Source organism: Micromonospora sp. NPDC051141 (assembly GCF_044455765.1).
Lineage (GTDB): Bacteria > Actinomycetota > Actinomycetes > Mycobacteriales > Micromonosporaceae > Micromonospora.
The window spans coordinates 331646-347752 of record NZ_JBITFD010000002.1; the positions used below are offsets into that span (position 1 = coordinate 331646).

14 protein-coding genes and 1 riboswitch are annotated in these 16107 nt (G+C 73.3%); of the genes, 9 read left to right on the forward strand and 5 right to left on the reverse strand.

All coding sequences use genetic code 11. From position 1 onward, the window contains the following. The first annotated feature begins 113 nt into the window (after positions 1-113). The 4 genes from ACIA6B_RS03880 to ACIA6B_RS03895 all read left to right on the forward strand — a co-directional run bounded on the left by ACIA6B_RS03880 (position 114) and on the right by ACIA6B_RS03895 (position 4339). Positions 114-1322 (forward strand): acyltransferase family protein, encoded by a 1209-nt coding sequence (locus tag ACIA6B_RS03880; protein ID WP_396770696.1) that lies wholly within the window; start codon positions 114-116, stop codon positions 1320-1322. Between the two features lie 114 nt (positions 1323-1436). Continuing rightward, on the forward strand, positions 1437-1883 hold the full coding sequence (locus ACIA6B_RS03885; protein WP_396770698.1) for a hypothetical protein: 447 nt from the start codon (positions 1437-1439) through the stop codon (positions 1881-1883). A gap of 177 nt (positions 1884-2060) precedes the next feature. After that, positions 2061-2825: a hypothetical protein gene (locus tag ACIA6B_RS03890; protein WP_396770700.1), complete on the forward strand. Its 765-nt coding sequence runs from the start codon at positions 2061-2063 to the stop codon at positions 2823-2825. Between the two features lie 313 nt (positions 2826-3138). Further along, positions 3139-3278, forward strand: a riboswitch (cyclic di-AMP (ydaO/yuaA leader). 200 nt (positions 3279-3478) lie between these two features. After that, positions 3479-4339, forward strand: coding sequence for a C39 family peptidase (locus ACIA6B_RS03895; RefSeq protein ID WP_396770701.1), 861 nt, complete (start codon positions 3479-3481; stop codon positions 4337-4339). 54 nt (positions 4340-4393) lie between these two features. Here the strand turns inward: ACIA6B_RS03895 and ACIA6B_RS03900 are convergent, their stop codons facing one another. Beyond that, positions 4394-4948, reverse strand: coding sequence for a hypothetical protein (locus ACIA6B_RS03900; protein WP_396770703.1), 555 nt, complete (start codon positions 4946-4948; stop codon positions 4394-4396). A gap of 633 nt (positions 4949-5581) precedes the next feature. Here ACIA6B_RS03900 and ACIA6B_RS03905 point away from each other — a divergent pair. Then, positions 5582-6379 carry an alpha/beta fold hydrolase gene (locus ACIA6B_RS03905; protein ID WP_396770705.1) on the forward strand — a complete coding sequence of 266 codons (798 nt, stop codon included), beginning with the start codon at positions 5582-5584 and terminating at the stop codon, positions 6377-6379. Here ACIA6B_RS03905 and ACIA6B_RS03910 read toward each other — a convergent pair. The 4 genes from ACIA6B_RS03910 to ACIA6B_RS03925 all read right to left on the reverse strand — a co-directional run bounded on the left by ACIA6B_RS03910 (position 6376) and on the right by ACIA6B_RS03925 (position 11363). Next, positions 6376-8049, reverse strand: coding sequence for a CDP-glycerol glycerophosphotransferase family protein (locus ACIA6B_RS03910; protein WP_396770707.1), 1674 nt, complete (start codon positions 8047-8049; stop codon positions 6376-6378). The genes ACIA6B_RS03905 and ACIA6B_RS03910 overlap by 4 nt on opposite strands. Positions 8050-8065: 16 nt before the next feature. After that, positions 8066-9565: a bifunctional cytidylyltransferase/SDR family oxidoreductase gene (locus tag ACIA6B_RS03915; RefSeq protein ID WP_281934709.1), complete on the reverse strand. Its 1500-nt coding sequence runs from the start codon at positions 9563-9565 to the stop codon at positions 8066-8068. A gap of 102 nt (positions 9566-9667) precedes the next feature. Continuing rightward, positions 9668-10468: an ABC transporter ATP-binding protein gene (locus ACIA6B_RS03920; RefSeq protein WP_343442376.1), complete on the reverse strand. Its 801-nt coding sequence runs from the start codon at positions 10466-10468 to the stop codon at positions 9668-9670. Beyond that, positions 10461-11363, reverse strand: a complete 903-nt coding sequence (locus tag ACIA6B_RS03925) for an ABC transporter permease (protein WP_107156657.1) — start codon at positions 11361-11363, stop codon at positions 10461-10463. The genes ACIA6B_RS03920 and ACIA6B_RS03925 overlap by 8 nt, the downstream gene beginning before the upstream one ends. A 155-nt stretch (positions 11364-11518) precedes the next feature. Here ACIA6B_RS03925 and ACIA6B_RS03930 point away from each other — a divergent pair, with 155 nt between their 5' ends. The 4 genes from ACIA6B_RS03930 to ACIA6B_RS03945 all read left to right on the forward strand — a co-directional run bounded on the left by ACIA6B_RS03930 (position 11519) and on the right by ACIA6B_RS03945 (position 16095). Then, positions 11519-12151 carry a TetR/AcrR family transcriptional regulator gene (locus ACIA6B_RS03930; protein ID WP_396770710.1) on the forward strand — a complete coding sequence of 211 codons (633 nt, stop codon included), beginning with the start codon at positions 11519-11521 and terminating at the stop codon, positions 12149-12151. A 130-nt stretch (positions 12152-12281) separates the two neighbouring features. Continuing rightward, on the forward strand, positions 12282-13391 hold the full coding sequence (locus ACIA6B_RS03935; protein WP_107156659.1) for a DegT/DnrJ/EryC1/StrS aminotransferase family protein: 1110 nt from the start codon (positions 12282-12284) through the stop codon (positions 13389-13391). Continuing rightward, complete coding sequence (locus tag ACIA6B_RS03940) at positions 13388-14416, forward strand: Gfo/Idh/MocA family protein (RefSeq protein WP_396770713.1); 1029 nt, start codon at positions 13388-13390, stop codon at positions 14414-14416. The genes ACIA6B_RS03935 and ACIA6B_RS03940 overlap by 4 nt, the downstream gene beginning before the upstream one ends. Next, positions 14413-16095, forward strand: a complete 1683-nt coding sequence (locus ACIA6B_RS03945) for a glycosyl transferase family 1 (RefSeq protein WP_396770715.1) — start codon at positions 14413-14415, stop codon at positions 16093-16095. Before ACIA6B_RS03940 ends, ACIA6B_RS03945 begins: the two co-directional genes overlap by 4 nt. The last annotated feature ends 12 nt before the right edge of the window (positions 16096-16107 follow it).

The following is a 16107-nucleotide window of genomic DNA, read 5'->3' on the forward strand; positions in this document are numbered from 1 at the left end:
CCCGTACGGGGCCCCGCCGCGCGGGAACGGAAATCCTATCCGCCGCCTGCCGGAACCGGTCCGGACCTCGCCGCGCCGGAATCCGCCCCCGGCCACCCGGTAAGGTGCCCGGGATGACCAGCGCCCCGACCACCACCCGTGCTCCGCGTCTGCCGTCGCTGACCGGGCTGCGCTGGATGGGAGCCCTGCTGGTCTTCGGCTTCCACGCGGGCACCATGCGGATCATCGCGGAGCCGCAGTGGCAGGCGGTGATGGGCAAGGTCTTCAGCCTCGGCCTCTCCGGCGTCGAGTTCTTCTTCATCCTCAGTGGCTTCGTGCTCGTCTGGTCGTACCGGGACGGCGAGTCGGGGTGGACGTTCCTGCGCCGCCGGGCGGCCAAGATCTACCCGAACCACGTGGTGACGTTCCTGGCGGCCCTGGCCGTGGCGGCCTGGTTCGCCGACCCGGTGCTGCCGTGGGCCGCGATCGGGAACCTGTTCCTGGTCCAGGCGTGGATCCCGCTCAACGGCTACTTCTACAGCATCAACAACGTGAGCTGGTCGCTCTCCTGCGAGCTGGCCTTCTACCTGTGCCTGCCGCTGGTGGTGCCGTGGCTGCGCCGGGCGCGTACCGGCGTGCTCCGGGCCGTGCTGGTCGCCGCGCCGCTGCTCATTCTGGCGCTCTGGCCGGGCCAGCACCTGGTGCCCGAGGAGCAGCGGTGGTGGTTCACGCAGATCTTCCCGGTCACCCGCTCGTTCGAGTTCTGGATGGGGGCGGCGGCGGCCGAGCTGATGCGCCGCCACCGCTGGCGGGGACCCGGGCTGACCACCGCCAGCCTGGCCTTCGTCGCCACCTGGGTGGTCGCCGCGCTGTGGATCCGGGCCGAGTTCTGGGCGGCGCTGCTCGCCGTCGCGTACCTCTTGGTCATCACCGCGGCGGCGGGCGCCGACGTGCGGGGTCGGCGGACCCCGTGGCGGTCCCGGCCGATGCTCTGGCTCGGTGAGGTGTCGTTCGCGTTCTACCTGGTCCACGTGCTGGTCATGGTGACCGTGCTGCGGCTCACCGGGGACTGGGGGACCGGGCTGCCCGGGTGGCGGGGCCCGCTCGCGGTGCTCGGCTTCCTGCTGCTCACCCTGGCGCTCGCCGCCGTGCTGCACCGCTGGGTGGAGGAGCCGATGATGCGCCGCCTCGGCCCGTCGCGCCGGGCCCGCTGCGGTCCGGCCGCCGCCGCGCCGGCACCGGGCGTGCCCGCACCGCGAGCGGCCGTCGACGACACCGGCGCGGCGTCCGCCGGGGAGCCGGACCCGTCGATCGAGTACGCCGGGCGGCGCCGGCCGGACTGAGCGGTCCACCCTGGTCAACGGCGTCGCGACACGCCGGGCGACGATGCGCTGTGCCCGGATCGGCGGTAATTTGTTCCCGTGGCTCCGATCGCGCTCACCTGTCCCGTGTGGTGGGTGGCGCGCTGGGTCGCCCGGACGCTGGCCAGCCTGGCCGTGGTCGTCGCCTGTTCGCTGGGTGCCGCCACGCTGCCGACCGGCGTGTCCCCGATCGCACCCGCGGCGGCTGGCCCGGTCGCCGGGTTGCGGGCCGCCGACGCCGACCGACCGGCCAGCCGTGTCGCCGACCGACCGGCCGGCTCCGCCACCGACCGGCGGGGCGACACCGTCGCCGACCGGCGGGGCGACACCGTCGCCGACCGGCGGGACGTCACCGTCGCCGAGCGGCAGGGCGACGCCGTCGCCGACCGGCAGGGCGTCCCCGCCGTCGATCGGCAGCGGAGCCACGTCGGCGTTCCCGAGCCGCAGCCGGTGGGCGATGTCCCGCCCCCGACCGGGCGGCACCCGTTCCCGGTCGGCCAGCCGCCGGCTCCGTCCGGTCCGCGGGCCCCGCCCGCCCGCTGACCCGCCGAGGTCCACGCCCGCCCGCTGACCCGCCACGGGCCCGGCCCGTGACCGCGCCCACCGAACCTCACCCCGCACCGCCCCTCGGCGGCCCGGCGGCGCCCGAACTCCGGCCGCGCCCCGCCCCCGACCGGCCGTGCGGAGTTACCCGCCACTGTCTTCCGTGAGGTGCCGACCATGTCGCAGACCGTTCTTCTCAATTTCCTCACCGCCGTCCCCGAGGCCGCCGCCATCTGGTCGGCGCTGACCGTGCTCGCCCTCGTCCTGCTCGCCGTGCTGGTCGCGCGACCGGAACGCGACGGCGCGGAGGAGCCGGCACCCGAACCGGTCGACGCGGAGGCGCTCCACCGCGCCGACCTGGCCCGCTACGCCGACGAGGTGGCGGTGGCCGCGGCCGGGGCCGCGCAGACCGCCCGTCGCCGTCGCGAGCAGTGGCTGGCTGCCCAGAGCGAGGCCGAACGGGCCTGGAGGGCCTACGACGAGGCGGACGCCGCCGCCCGCCGCCTGGCCGGCGCCGGCGCGCTGCCCGCCCCGCACACCCCCCGCACCCCCGCCGAGTACGCGGCGCGCGAGCGCTGGCTGCACCACGCCGCCATGACCGCGCACTGGCGGGGGGAGCTGACCGCCCGCCAGCTCGCCGACGTGCTCGCCCACCGCAACGGGTGGGACCCGCGCCGGCACCCGGCCGAGCAGGAGATCGTGCTGGCCCGAACCGTCCGCGACGGTCGGCGGGCCGGCTGGGAGACGGCCGCCGAGCGGGAACGCCTGGCGTGGCGGGACGCCGAACTGGCCGCCGAGGCGGCCCGCACGCTCGCCGCCGAGGCGTACGCGGCTGCCACGGCGCTGCGGCCGGTGCCCACGTCCCGCGTCCCGACGGCGAGCCGCGTTCCGGTCCCGTCGGCGGTGCGGGGGGCCCGGTGGCGTCCGGCCCGCGTCGGCTGAGCGCCCCCGGGGAGCACGTCGACCGAATCGTTACCCGGAACCGGTGAGGCCGGTCACCGGAGGTGTCCGCCGGCGACCGGCCGGATCGATGGCCCCTGCTGCGCCCGTTGCCCGGTTCTCCGCCGTCCGGATGTCCGCTTCCTGCCGCACGGCGCCGAGCTGGCCGCTCGTCCCATTGAGGGAGGTCGGTGACCGGCTGTTCCGAATCCGTAGTCGTAGAGGACGTTTACGCAGGTGAGGGCGCTTGGCAGGGCGTGTACCCGCCGGTAGTGTCGGCGCGTCCGGTGCGGTTCCCGATCGCAGATGGCGACGCCGCGCCGACCCGCCTAATCGTGCATACGAACCGGGGACCCAACGCAACACCGGGGTGAATCCGCGAGCCCACGGCCGCGGTAGGGCGTACTTCCCGCCCGAATCCGTCAGCTAACCCGGTCGGCGGCCACGGAAGGAGTTCCATCCCGTGCCCACCACCCCCCGAACGTCTCCCCGCCTCCACGGCCCCGGGGTGCCGGCGCTCGCCTGACGCGACGCGCTTCCGACCCCGTCCCGCCCGGCATCCGGGCGACTTCCCGCGGCCGTCCCGCCCGCCAGCGCGTGTGAGTTCCTCCACGCGCGGGGTCGGCGCGTGCCGCCCACCCCCGTGGAGGAAACCCGTGAAGTACCACCTGAAGCGCCACCTGCGTCGCCTCGCGACCGAGCGTCCGTACCAGATCATCGCCGGTTCGGCGGCGGCCCTCGTGCTGGCCGGCGGCACCGGCGCCGCGCTGACCGCCACCGACGACGCGCCGACCCGGCAGGAGAACACCGCCGCGGTGGCGGAACTCGGCTCCCGCCTCGGCGACACCGCCAGCCGCAGCGAGGCGCGCATCGCCGTCCCGTCGCCGAGCGCGTCGCCCAGCGCCTCGCCGAGCGCCTCCCCCCGCCGCTCGCCCAGCGCCTCGCCCACGGCCTCGCCGTCGGCGAAGGTCGCCGACCCGGACACCACCCGCAAGGCCACGCCGAAGCCGCCGTCGAGCAAGGTGCTCGACTACGACTACCAGGCGCAGACCACCTACTACTACTGCGGCCCGGCCGCGGTGCGGAACGCGCTCAGCGCCACCGGCATCGAGCGCAGCCAGGACACGCTCGCCGTCGCGCTCGGTACCACCGAGATGGGCACCAACTCGGCCGAGGACACCACCCGGGTGCTCAACCAGCAGGTCAAGGGCGACCCGTACCGGACCCGCATGATTCCTGGCGCGGCCACCAAGGAGCAGATCGACCGGCTCCAGGCCGACGTGGTCAACGCGGTCCGCAACGGCCGGGCGGTGGTCTCGAACGTCGTCGGGGACGCCACCGACACCAACGGCGGCTGGCACTCGTTCCCGGGCGGCCACTACATCGCCGTGGTCGGCTACCAGAACGACGGCCGGACCGTACGGATCGCCGACTCGGCGGACCCGTCGCTGCCGGCGTACTGGGTCAGCACCATCGACCTGGCGAACTGGATGGCCACGCGCGGCTACTCCGCCTGACCGTACGCGTCGAAGGCCGGCACCCCGGTTCGGGGTGCCGGCCTTCGTGGTGTCTCAGCTGTTCCAGTGCTGGTTGACGAGGTCGGTGGCCTGCTTCTCCCACTGCGCGTACGCGTCCGGGTAGGCCGACACCTGCACGGTCTGGGCGGCCTTGGTCAGCGGCATGTCCTGCCAGCCGTCGACCTGCTTCAACCCCTTCAGGAACGCGAGCGTGGAGTATTCGGGGTCGGTGATCTGCTCCGGGGTGCCCCAACCAGAGGAGGGGCGCTGCTGGAACAGACCCAGCGAGTCGTGGTCGTTGCGGTCACCGAGGTGACCCAGGTTCTCCAGCTTCGACTCCTGCAACGCGGTGGCGATCGAGATGACCGCGGCCCGCTCCGGCAGCCCGGCCTTCTTCGTCGCCGCGATGATCGCCTTGACGTTGGCCGTCTGCTCGTCGTTCAGGTTGATCGTGGACTGCTCACCCTGCACGCTCGCCACCGTGACCGGCTTGCCGGCGGTAGCGGCGTGCGCGGACTCGACGTGACCGGCGATCGGACCGGCGAACACACCACCGGTGAAAGCCAGACCAGCAATACCCAGCACACTCTTACGCAGCATCGTGTTCACGGGGGGCTCCATTCGGGGGTCAACGCACCCGGGGGGTGCGGGCACCGTCAGGCGCACAAGACAAGTTCTGGCTGCTCGCGGGGCGGGGGCCTCAATCGCGGCGCCGGAAGTGTGTGCAACGACCGGGGACCCACCGTCATTCCCGGGCGGGGCCGGCGGCGGGGGCCGCTTGCCTTCCTCGGCCGTGCACCGGGATACAACGCCGCCACCCCGTCGACGATTCCGCCGCGAGCGTGCCGCCCACCACCCCGAAACCGGACAACGCACCCACTGAGGCACGCCCGGCACTGGAACGCTACGGATGTCTCACGCGCGCCCAGACGTCCACCGCGTTCCACTCGCCGCCCCACCCGGCCGTTGGCTGGCGGACAGTCAGTGCTCCGGAGCCTGCAAACCTGATGGCGTGGACGGGTCAGGACGGCGACCCGTCCACGCCCTCAAGTTCGTAGCGCTGCGGGCGCAAGCACCGCCCGGCGTGCCCGACGCGTCGACACCGCTCCGCGCCCAGCTTCTGGAACGACGCGGTGGTGTCTCCCGGTTCCGAGGACGGTCACCGCGTTCCATTCGACCCGGGGCGGCACCGGCCGTGCGTGGTCTCGCGCGGGGTGTCCGTGCGGTGGCAGACTGCGGCGTATGGGCGATGCGACGGCGACCCGCCACCTGGTGCTCCTGCACGGCATGGGCGCCACCGGCGAGGTGTGGTTGCCCTGGGCGCCGCTGCTGGAGCGTCGCTGGCAGGGACGTTGGCTCGCCCCCGACCTGGCCGGCCACGGCTGGTCACCGCCGTTGCCGGGCGCCGGGTACTCGTTCGCGGCCCTGGCGCGGCGCGTGGCGGACGGGCTCGACGCGCTCCGGCTCGGCCCGCACGACCGACTGGTGCTGCTCGGGCACTCGCTCGGTGGTGTGGTGGCGCTGGCGCTCGCCGCACGGCAGCGGGGCCTGCCGGTCGACGCGGTGGTCGGGCTGGGCATCAAGGTGGTCTGGTCACCGGCCGAGCTGGCCAAGGCGGACGAGTTGGCGGCCCGGCCGGTGACCTGGTTCGCCACCCGTGACGAGGCGGCCCGCCGCTACCTGCGGGTCTCCGGGCTCGCCGGCCTGTTCGCCCCCGACCACCCGGTGGTCGACGCGGGGCTGCGGCGGGAGGACGGCCGCGGGCACCGGAGCCACCCCGGCGGCGACGAGCGGGGCGGTGGACGGTGGCGGCTGGCCATGGATCCGGCCGCGTTCGCGGTGGGTGAGCCCGACATGCCCGCCCTGTTGGCCGCCGCCGACGCGCCGGTGCTGCTGGCGCGCGGCGAGACGGATCCGATGGTGACGGACGCCCAGCTCAAGGCGTTCGGCGTGCCGGTGGCCACCCTGCCCGGGTTGGGCCACCACGCCCACGTCGAGGACCCGGCGGCGGTGCTCGCCCTGCTCGACCCCTATCTCTAGGCCGGACGCGGCGCCGGGACGGCCCAGTCCGGTTCCAGCTCGCGGCGGGCGGCGGAGAGGAACGCCTCGGCGTAGCCGTCGGCGGGGAAGTCGCCCAGGTAGCGGGTCCGGGCCGTCCAGCGCTCGGCAGCCTTCGGGTCGGTGTCGAGCAGCGCGGTGAGCACGTCGTCCACGTTGGACATGTCGCGGCGCAACACGTAGCCGGTGGCCGCGAGTGGGAACCGCTCGACGAAGTGCGCGCCGTCGGCGCCGGTGTCGGTGACCGCGTAGGGCTTGCCGGAGTAGAGCCAGTCGGAGATGACCCCGGAGACGTCGGAGACCAGCGCGTCGGCGCGGTTGACGCACTCGGTGAGCGTCAGCTCCCGGGCCGCCGCCGCGCCCCACAGGTGCGGCCGGCCGGTCTTCGCCCTGTCGGCGGCGAGCAGTTCGGTGAGCCGGGCGAGCTGTCGCGCCGAGGCCGGGTTCCGGTCGGTGTACGGGTGGGCGCGCAGGATCACCGCCGCGCCCCGGTCGATCAGTCGGCGGATCAGCGTCTCGGCCACCGGCAGCGAACAGTAGTTGGCGTCGGCGTGGTGCCCGGTCCAGGTCGGGGTGTAGAGGACGGTCGGGTGCGCCGACGCCGGCCTCGGCTCCCCGCGTACCTCGATGGCCTCGACCTGGGGGCGGCCGACCACGACGAACTTCTCGGCGGGGATCTCCACGCCGGCGCGGGCGTACCTGTCGATCGCGGCCTGGCCGGCCACGAAGATCTTGTCGAAGATCGCCGACACCGGGTTGGCGCTGGGCGCCTTGTCGCTGTCGCCGTGGTGCAACTGCACGTGGGTGAGCTGGTGGAACCGGATCACGTGGGCGTTCTTCGCGCCGTGGTTGACGTAGAACGCCGCCCGCAGGCTGGGCACCAGCGCCTCGTCGAGCGCCTTCAGGGTGGGGCAGAGGACCACCGGTGCGCGGGTGGCGGCGGCCACGGTGGACAGGAACTCGGGCTCACGCACCACCACCAGGAACGGCCGGCCGATCCGTTCCAGGTAGGGCAGCCACATGGTGACCTGATACTCCGACCCGGGCGGGGCGGAGAAGTGCAGCACGAACTCCGGCTGTTGCCGACGCAACGCCCGGCCGACCGGACCGCCCCCGGCCGGCGGCCGGAACCGGCGCCGGGCGAGGTCGAACGCGATCGCGGCACAACCGGCGCCGACCAGCAGCGTGGCGGCCAGCGGCAGCCAGGCCGGCAGCGGCCACGCGGCGGCGAGCGCCACCAGGGCGAGCAGCGCCAGCAGGGCGTCGCCGAGCCGGGCGGTGACCAGCGGCGTCCAGGAGCGGACCGGCAGGTTCGCTGCCCGGATCTCCAGCGCGCCGGCCTGCCGCAGCGGGCCGACCAGCAGCACCAGGCCGAGCAGGACCAGCGCGGTGGCGGCCAGCGCCGGATCGAACCCGTCGTCGGCGCGGCGGGCGTAGCCGACCAGGATCCCGGCGGCCACCAGCACCGTCTCGACGAGCCCGTCGGCGCTGGGCCGGACCCGGCGCTCCCAGGCGGCGGCGGCCAGCGCGGCGACCGCCAACGCCAGGCCGGCGCCGGTGGCGCCGGTGAGCGCCACGACGAGGAACGCCAGCACCGCCAGCCCGCTGGTCAGTACCCGGGCGAGCAGCTTCCGGACCAGGTCACCACGCATCTGCACGTCCCTCGGATCAGGCGCGGGTGGACAGCTCGGACCGGTGCGCGCCGGGCTGCGCCGGCACGTCCGCCACCGGTTCGCCGGGAGCCCGGCGGACGTCGACCACCTGACCGGTCAGTTCGGAGATCAGCACGTCCAGGGATGCCTGGGCGACCGCCTCGGAGGCGAGCAGCGTGTGCTCCGGCTCCTCGCCGAACGCCTTGGTCCGCATCGGGGTGGCGGTGCGTTCCGGGTTGACGCAGTTGACCCGTACGCCGAACTCCGCCCACTCGTCGGCGAGCGCCTGGGTGAGGTTGACCAGCGCGGCCTTGGTGGCCGAGTAGAGCGCGTACCGGGCCCGGCCCCTGGTGTAGGAGCTGGACGTGTAGAGCAGCAGCTGCCCCTTGGTCTGCTGGAGGTACGGCAGCGACTGGCGCGCGATGGTGACCGGGCCGACGAAGTTGACGTGCAGGAGCCGGTCCATCGTCTCGTCGTCCATCTCGGCGAGCGCGCCCTTCTCCAGGATGCCGGCGGTGACCACCACGTGGTCGATCCGGCCGGTCGCCTCGAAGGCGGTCTTCAGCGCGGCGGCCACGTCCTCGGCGCGCTCCACGTGGGTGCCGGTGCTGGACCGGCTGAACGGGAAGACCTGGGCGCCGTAGCCGCGGGCCAGTTCGGTGAGGTCGTGCCCGATGCCGTAGCTGCCGCCGAAGACCACGATGGTCCGGCCGGTCAGCTCCTCGGCGTAGCCGCGGTGGCTGAGCCGGGGCGCCTGGGCGGCGGCGAGCTGGAACAGCTTGTCGGCCAGGTGCACGTCGACCGGGTGGGTGACCTTGATGTTCTCGTCCGAGCCGTCGATCACCTTGATCGGCGTGCCGGGCAGGTAGCGCAGCACCACACCGCAGTCGTCGGTGGCGGCGAAGTCGGGGTCGCCCTCGGCCCGCCGGTACGCCTCCCGGATGGTGCCGGAGCGGAACGCCTGCGGGGTCTGGCCCCGGCGCAGCCGGGACCGGACCGGGATGTCGGTGATGCAGTCGTCCGCGTCGACCTGGACGATCGTGTCGGCGGACGGGATGGCCACGTCGACCGCCGAGTAGCTCCAGAGCGCGTTCACGCACTCGCGCACGATCCGCGCGCTGACCAGCGGGCGGACCGCGTCGTGGAAGAGGATGTTGACGTCGCCCTCGCCGACCGCGTCGAGCGCGATCCGGGTGGTGTCGTTGCGCGTCTCGCCGCCCTCGATCACCTTGGTGACCTTCCGGAAGCCGGCGCCGGCGACGATCCGTTCGGCGTCCGGCACGTGGCCGGTGGCCATCAGCACGATGATCTCGTCGATCTCCGGCGCGGCCTCGAAGACGGCAAGCGTGTGCTCGATGATCGGCTTGCCGGCGATCTTCAGGAGCTGCTTCGGGATGCCCAGACCGAGGCGGGTCCCGGTGCCCCCGGCGAGGATCACGGCCACCGTACGCGTGGGGCGCCAGGGTGCCGGGCTCGCCGGCGCGGCGTCCGGTGCGGTGGTGTGGTCCTGCGTCATTGCCGTACCTCACTCTGGGTGAAGGGGATGGGTCCGGAAACCTTAACGCGAACGGCGGAGCGCACCGCCCGGACCGATCCCGGGTCGGTGCGCTCCGGCGGGTTACTTCTGGTTCTCGTAGGCGTCGCAGACCTCCTGGGTGGGGCCGTCCATCCGCAGGACGCCGCTCTCCAGCCAGATGGTCCGCTCGCAGGTGTCCCGGATCGAGCCGATCGAGTGGCTGACCAGGAACACGGTGCCGGCGCTGTCGCGCAGCTCCCGGACCCGCTGCTCGCTGCGGACCCGGAACTTGCGGTCGCCGGTGGCCAGCGCCTCGTCGATGAGCAGCACGTCGTGCTTCTTCGCCGAGGAGATCGCGAAGCGCAGCCGGGCGCCCATGCCGGAGGAGTAGGTGCGCATCGGCAGCGAGGCGAAGTCGCCGCGCTCGTTGATCCCGGAGAACTCGATGATCTCCGGGGCGATGCGCTTGACCTCGTCCGGGTGCATGCCCATGGCGAGGCAGCCGAGCACCACGTTCCGCTCGCCGGAGAGGTCGTTGAGCAGCGCGGCGTTCACGCCGAGCAGGGACGGCTGGCCCTGCGTGTAGACCGCGCCCCGGGCCGGCGGGAGCAGGCCGGCGATGGCCCGCAGCAGAGTCGACTTGCCGGAGCCGTTGCTGCCGATCAGGCCGATGGCCTCACCCTCGTACGCGGTGAAGCTCACTCCCTTGACGGCGTGCACCTCGCGGATGTTCGGCGCCTTGGTGCGGGAGACGATCCGCTTGAGCGCGGAGACCGGGGTGGTGCCGCCGGCCGCGCCCTTGTGGATCCGGTAGATCACGTGCACGTCGTCCACCACCACGGTGGGGACGCGGCCCGAGTCGGTCACGGTGCCGGCGTTCACCGGCAGCGTCTGCTCAGCCACGGCCGTACTCCTTCTCTCCGCGCCAGAAGTAGACGAATCCGCCGACGCCCATGACGACCGCCCAGAACACGCCGAGCGCCCAGAGCTTCGGCGGGGAGCTCACCATGTTGGGCTGGTGCGAGTCGAGCAGCGCGTAGCGGGCCAGCTCGATGAAGACCAGCGGCGGGTTCCACTCCAGGATGCTGGCCGCCCAGGAGGGCAGGTGCTCGCGCAGCAGCGCCACCGGGTAGAGCACGCCGGAGGCGTACAGCCAGGTGCGCATCACGAACGGCATGATCTGCTTGAGGTCGGCGACCTTGGAGCCGAGGCGGGCCATCACCATGCTCAGCCCGACGTTGAAGATCGTCTGAAGCAGCAGCATCGGGGGCAGCAGCAGCCAGCGGAACGTGACCGGCTCGCCGGTGAGCAGCACGATCGCGGCCAGCACCACCATCGACATGAGGAGCTGCTGGAGCTGCACCAGGGTGACCGTGATCGGCAGCGCGGCGCGCGGGAACTGCAACGCCCGGATCAGCCCCAGGTTGCCGGTGATGGCGCTGGTGCCGTTGGTGGCCGCGGTCTGGGTGAAGATGAAGATGAACACACCGGTGCACAGGTACGCGATGAAGTTGTTCACGTTCCGGTGCTGGGCCAGGATCAGCCCGAAGATCAGGAAGTAGACCGCCGCGTTGGTCAGCGGGGTCAGCACCTGCCAGAGTTGGCCGAGCTGGGTGTTGCTCAGCGAGGACGCGACCTTCGCCCGCGAGTACGCGGTCATGAAGTGCCGGTACGCCCAGAGCCGGCGGGCGTACTCGCCCAGCGGCGGTCGTTCGCCGGCGACCCGCAGTCCGTACCGCCCGGCCAGTTGGGCCCGGGTCAGTCCGGATTCGGGGTCGGCCACCGCGGTGTTGGCCATGGTCAGGCGCTCCGATCTTTTCGTGCCGATGGGGAGCAGTGCGGTGAAGACATCCAGCGTGGCCGGGCGGGGAGGAGCCGCCTCGCTGCTGCATGGAAGGTAGTCCACCGAACGTCGGGACGCAACCGTACCGTCGTTGCGCTACATTGTCCCACGTGACGACCGAGAAGAGGCGTGCCCCGGCCGGCGCGGCGGTGCTGCGCGGCGAGATCACCAGCGCCATCCGCACCGCCGTGATGCAGGAGTTGGCCCAGGTCGGCTACGGTCGCCTCTCGATCGAGGCGGTGGCCCGCCGGGCCGGCGTGAGCAAGACCGCGATCTACCGACGGTGGCGTTCCAAGCTCGACCTGGTGCTGGACATGGTCTCCGCGGTGGCCGGGCGGAACATCCCGCTGCTGGACACCGGGAGCCTCCTGGGCGACCTGGAGATCCTGCTGCACGTGATGGCGCGTGCGTTGCGTCACCGACTGGCCGCGCAGATCATCCCGGACCTGCTGGCCGAGGCGGCGCGCAACCCCCAGATCGCCGAGAAGCTCCAGGCCGCGCTGGACGACTACCAGCAGGCCGTCGGCCGGATCCTGATCGGCCGGGCGGTGGACCGCGGGGAGCTGTCCCCGGACACCGACCGGCGGGCCGCGGTCGACCTGATCGTCGGGCCGGTCTACTGGCGGATGGCCATCTCCCGGGCCCCGCTGGAGGCGGCCGAGGTGCCCCGGATGGCCGCCGCGATCGTCGCGGCGCTGCGGGTAGCATGCTTGGGGCCTGCCCGCGACGAGGTGGAAGTATGAGTCACCCGTCGATCATGAACAGCGCGGAACATCCGGTCGGACACTGAGCGCGAACGCAGCGTTTTCCGTCCAGACCGTTACCATCCCCCCGAACGTCCCCCACAGTCACGCGTCGACAGGAGGAAGCCCCATGGCCGGGCCGCATCCAGAGTTCATTCCCCCAGCACGACCGATCATCGGCGAGGCCGAGATCGAGGCGGCTGTCCGGGTGCTGCGGAGCGGCCGGGTGGTGCAGGGCCCCGAGGTCGCCGCGTTCGAGGAGGAGTTCGGCGACCTGGTCGCCGGCCGGCACTGCGTCGCCGTCAACTCCGGCACGTCCGCGCTCCAGCTCACCCTGATGGCGCTCGGCTTCGGCCCGGGCGACGAGATCATCGTGCCCTCGTTCTCGTTCGCCGCCAGCGGCAACGCGGTCCGGCTGGTCGGCGCCGAGCCGGTCTTCGTGGACATCGAGCCGGGCAGCTTCTGCGTCGACCCGGAGGCGGTCGCCGCCGCGATCACCCCGAAGACGGTCGCCATCATGCCGGTGCACCTCTACGGCCACCCCGCCGCGATGGACCGGATCATGGCGATCGCGCAGCAGCACGGCCTCGCCGTCGTCGAGGACGCCGCCCAGGCGCACGGCGCCGAGCTGAACGGCACCCCGGTCGGCGCGTTCGGCACCGCCGGCTGCTTCAGCTTCTACCCGACCAAGAACATGCACTCCCTCGAGGGCGGCATGATCACCACCGCCGACGCCGGGCTCGCCCGCACGCTGCGGCTGCTGCGCAACCAGGGCATGGAGCAGCGGTACGCCAACGAGATCGTCGGCGCCAACATGCGGATGACCGACGTGGCCGCCGCCATCGGCCGGGTGCAGCTCGGCCAGCTCGCCGGGTGGACCGAGCAGCGTCGCGCGAACGCCAAGTTCCTCGACTCCGCGATCACCGGCATGGTCACCCCGCCGGTCGCCGACGGCGCGAAGCACGTCTACCACCAGTACACGGTGCGGGTGACCGGCGACCGCGACGCCGCCCAGGCCCGCCTCACCGAGCTGGGCATCGGCAACGCGGTCTACTACCCGACCCCGATCCACCGGCTCAAGCCCTACCTGAACGCCGACGGCCAGCCCGGCCCGTGGGAGCTGCCGGAGACCGAGCGGGCCGCCGCCGAGGTGGTCTCGCTGCCGGTGCACCCGTCGCTGAGCCAGGCCGAGCTGGAGCGGATCGCCGACGCGGCGAACGTCGCGGGCGGTGCCCGATGAGCGGGGGACGCAAGCTGCGCGCCGGGCTGATCGGCCTCGGCGCCATGGGCCGCAACCACGCCCGGGTGCTGTCCAACCTGGACGGCGTCGAGCTGGTCGGCATCGTCGACCCGGCCGGCGACACGACCGGCACGCTGCGCGCGCCGGTCGTGGCCGAGCTGAGCGACCTGCTGGCGCTGGGCGTCGACTACGCGGTGGTCGCCTGTCCGACCGCGCTGCACGAGTCGATCGGCCTGGAGTTGGCCGCCAACGGCGTCTGCGCGTTGATCGAGAAGCCGCTCGCGCAGTCCGTCGAGGCGGCCACCAAGCTGGTCGACGCGTTCGAGACGGCCGGGCTGGTCGCCGGCGTCGGTCACATCGAGCGCTACAACCCGGCGTTGCAGAGCCTGCGTACCCGGCTGGAGGCCGGTGAGCTGGGCGAGGTCTTCCAGGTGGTCACCCGCCGGCAGGGCCCGTTCCCGCACCGCATCGCCGACGTCGGCGTGGTGATGGACCTGGCCACCCACGACATCGACCTGACCGCCTGGGTGACCGGCCAGGAATACACGTCGGTCGCCGCCCGCACGGTCTCCCGCAGCGGCCGGCTGCACGAGGACATGGTCGCCGTGGTCGGCACGCTCGCCGACGGCACCATGGTCAACCACCTGGTCAACTGGCTGAGCCCGCTGAAGGAGCGGTCCACCGTGGTCACCGGCGACAAGGGCTGCTTCGTCGCCGACACGCTCACAGCGGACCTCACCTTCTACGCCAACGCCGCCATCGACACCGAGTGGGAGGCGCTGCGCGCGTTCCGCGGCGTGGCCGAGGGCGACATGGTCCGCTACGCCATCCCGAAGCGGGAACCGCTGCTGGTCGAGCACGAGCGCTTCCGCGACGCGGTCGAGGGCAAGCAGAGCGACATCGTCACCCTGCGGCAGGGTCTGCGTACCGTGCAGGTGGCGGCGGCGCTGCTGGAGTCCGCGTCCGACGGCAAGGTCGTGTCGGTCGTGTCGAGCGGCAGCGACGCGGAGCCGGCGCTGCGATGAGCCCCGCGCCGGTGCGGCGGACGGTCTCGGCGGTACGGCGGCGGATCCCCCGGCGGTGGCGCATCGCGCTCCGCCGGGCCGCCGCCGGCACCCGGCCCTTCCAGACCCCGTCGGTACGCGAGCTGTGTGAGCTGCCCGCCGGCACGCCGCTCCTGGTGCACGCCGGTGGGATCACGGCGGACCGGGCGCTGGACGGGGTGGTCCGCACGCTCGACCGGTTGCCCGAGTTCCACCTCGCGTTGGTCTGCGACGAGGCGGAGCGCACGGCGGCCCGGGACCTGATCTCCCGCGCCGGCAAGGCACGTCGCCGGATCCACCAGGTGCCACGCCCCCGCGCGGTGACCGCCGCGTTCCTCGCCTCGGCGGACGTGGCGGTGTTCGGCTTCGACCCGGACGCCGGTCTGGCGCTGCTCGACACCTACCTCGCCGCCGGGCTGCGGATCGTCGCGGCGGACAGCCGGGTGGTCCGCGAGCACCTGGCTGCCCGACACGGGGCCGGCGAGCTCTTCGCGCCCGGCTCGCTGCCCTCCTTCGCGAAGGCGGTGCAGCGGGCCCGGCAGCACGACGACGGGCCACCCGCGCCGGACGCGCCCCCGGTCGCGCCGATCGAGGCCGGCACCCCGGGCCCCTGGCGGGCGCTCGGCGCCGGCCCGGTCCGGCTGGGGCTGGGCACCGCCAACTACGCCGGGCAGCTCTCCGCCCTGGCGGTGGCGCTCACCACCGCCCGGACGGACGTCGGCGTCGAGCTGGTGATGGCCAAGCCGCCGGAGACCTACCGCTACCCGGCCGACCGTTACCTGAACTACCCGGGCGAGCACCGGCTCGACGTGCAGGCGGAGCAGGCCCGCCGGGTGCTCGGCTGGTACACCCACCTGATCGTGGACGCGTTCCGCCCGGTGCTCGGCCGGGCCAACGGCGACGACATCGCCGCCGACCTGCCCGCGCTGCGCCGGGCCCGGCTCAAGGTCGCGCTGCTGGCGCACGGCAGCGAGATCCGCCATCCGGGCACGCACCTGGAACGGCACGCCGAGTCCGCGTTCCGGGACGCCGACCCCGAGCTGCGCGAGCGGCTCACCACGGTCGCCGAACGCAACCGCCGCACCGCCGAGGAGAGCGGCCTGCCGTTCTTCGTGACCACCCCCGACCTGCTGGACGACGTGCCGTTCGCCACCTGGGCGCCGCTGATCGTCGACGTGGCCGACTGGGCCTGCGACCGCCCGGTGCTGGAACGCGCCCGGCCGGTGGTGCTGCACGCGCCGTCGAAGCGGTGGACCAAGGGCACCGACCGGCTCCTGCCCCGGTTACAGGAGCTGCACGACCGCCACGTCATCGACCTGCGCCTGGTGGAAGGGCTGCCGCACCACGAGATGCGCCGCCAGGTGCAGGACTGCGACATCGTGGTCGACCAGCTCGTGATGGGCAGCTACGGCACCTTCTCCTGCGAGGGGATGGCCGCCGGCCGGGTCGTCGTGGCGTACGTCAGCGAGGGCCCGCACCGGGCCGCCGGCGTCCGCCCGCCGATCGCCAACGCCACGCCCGACACCCTGGTCAAGGCCATCGAGTCGCTGCTCGACGACCGGCCCGCCGCGGTCGCGCTCGCCGCGGAGGGCACGCGTTACGTCCGTGACCACCACGACGGGCGACGGACGGCCGAGGTCTTCGACGCCTTCCTCCGATAGCCCCGCCCGCGC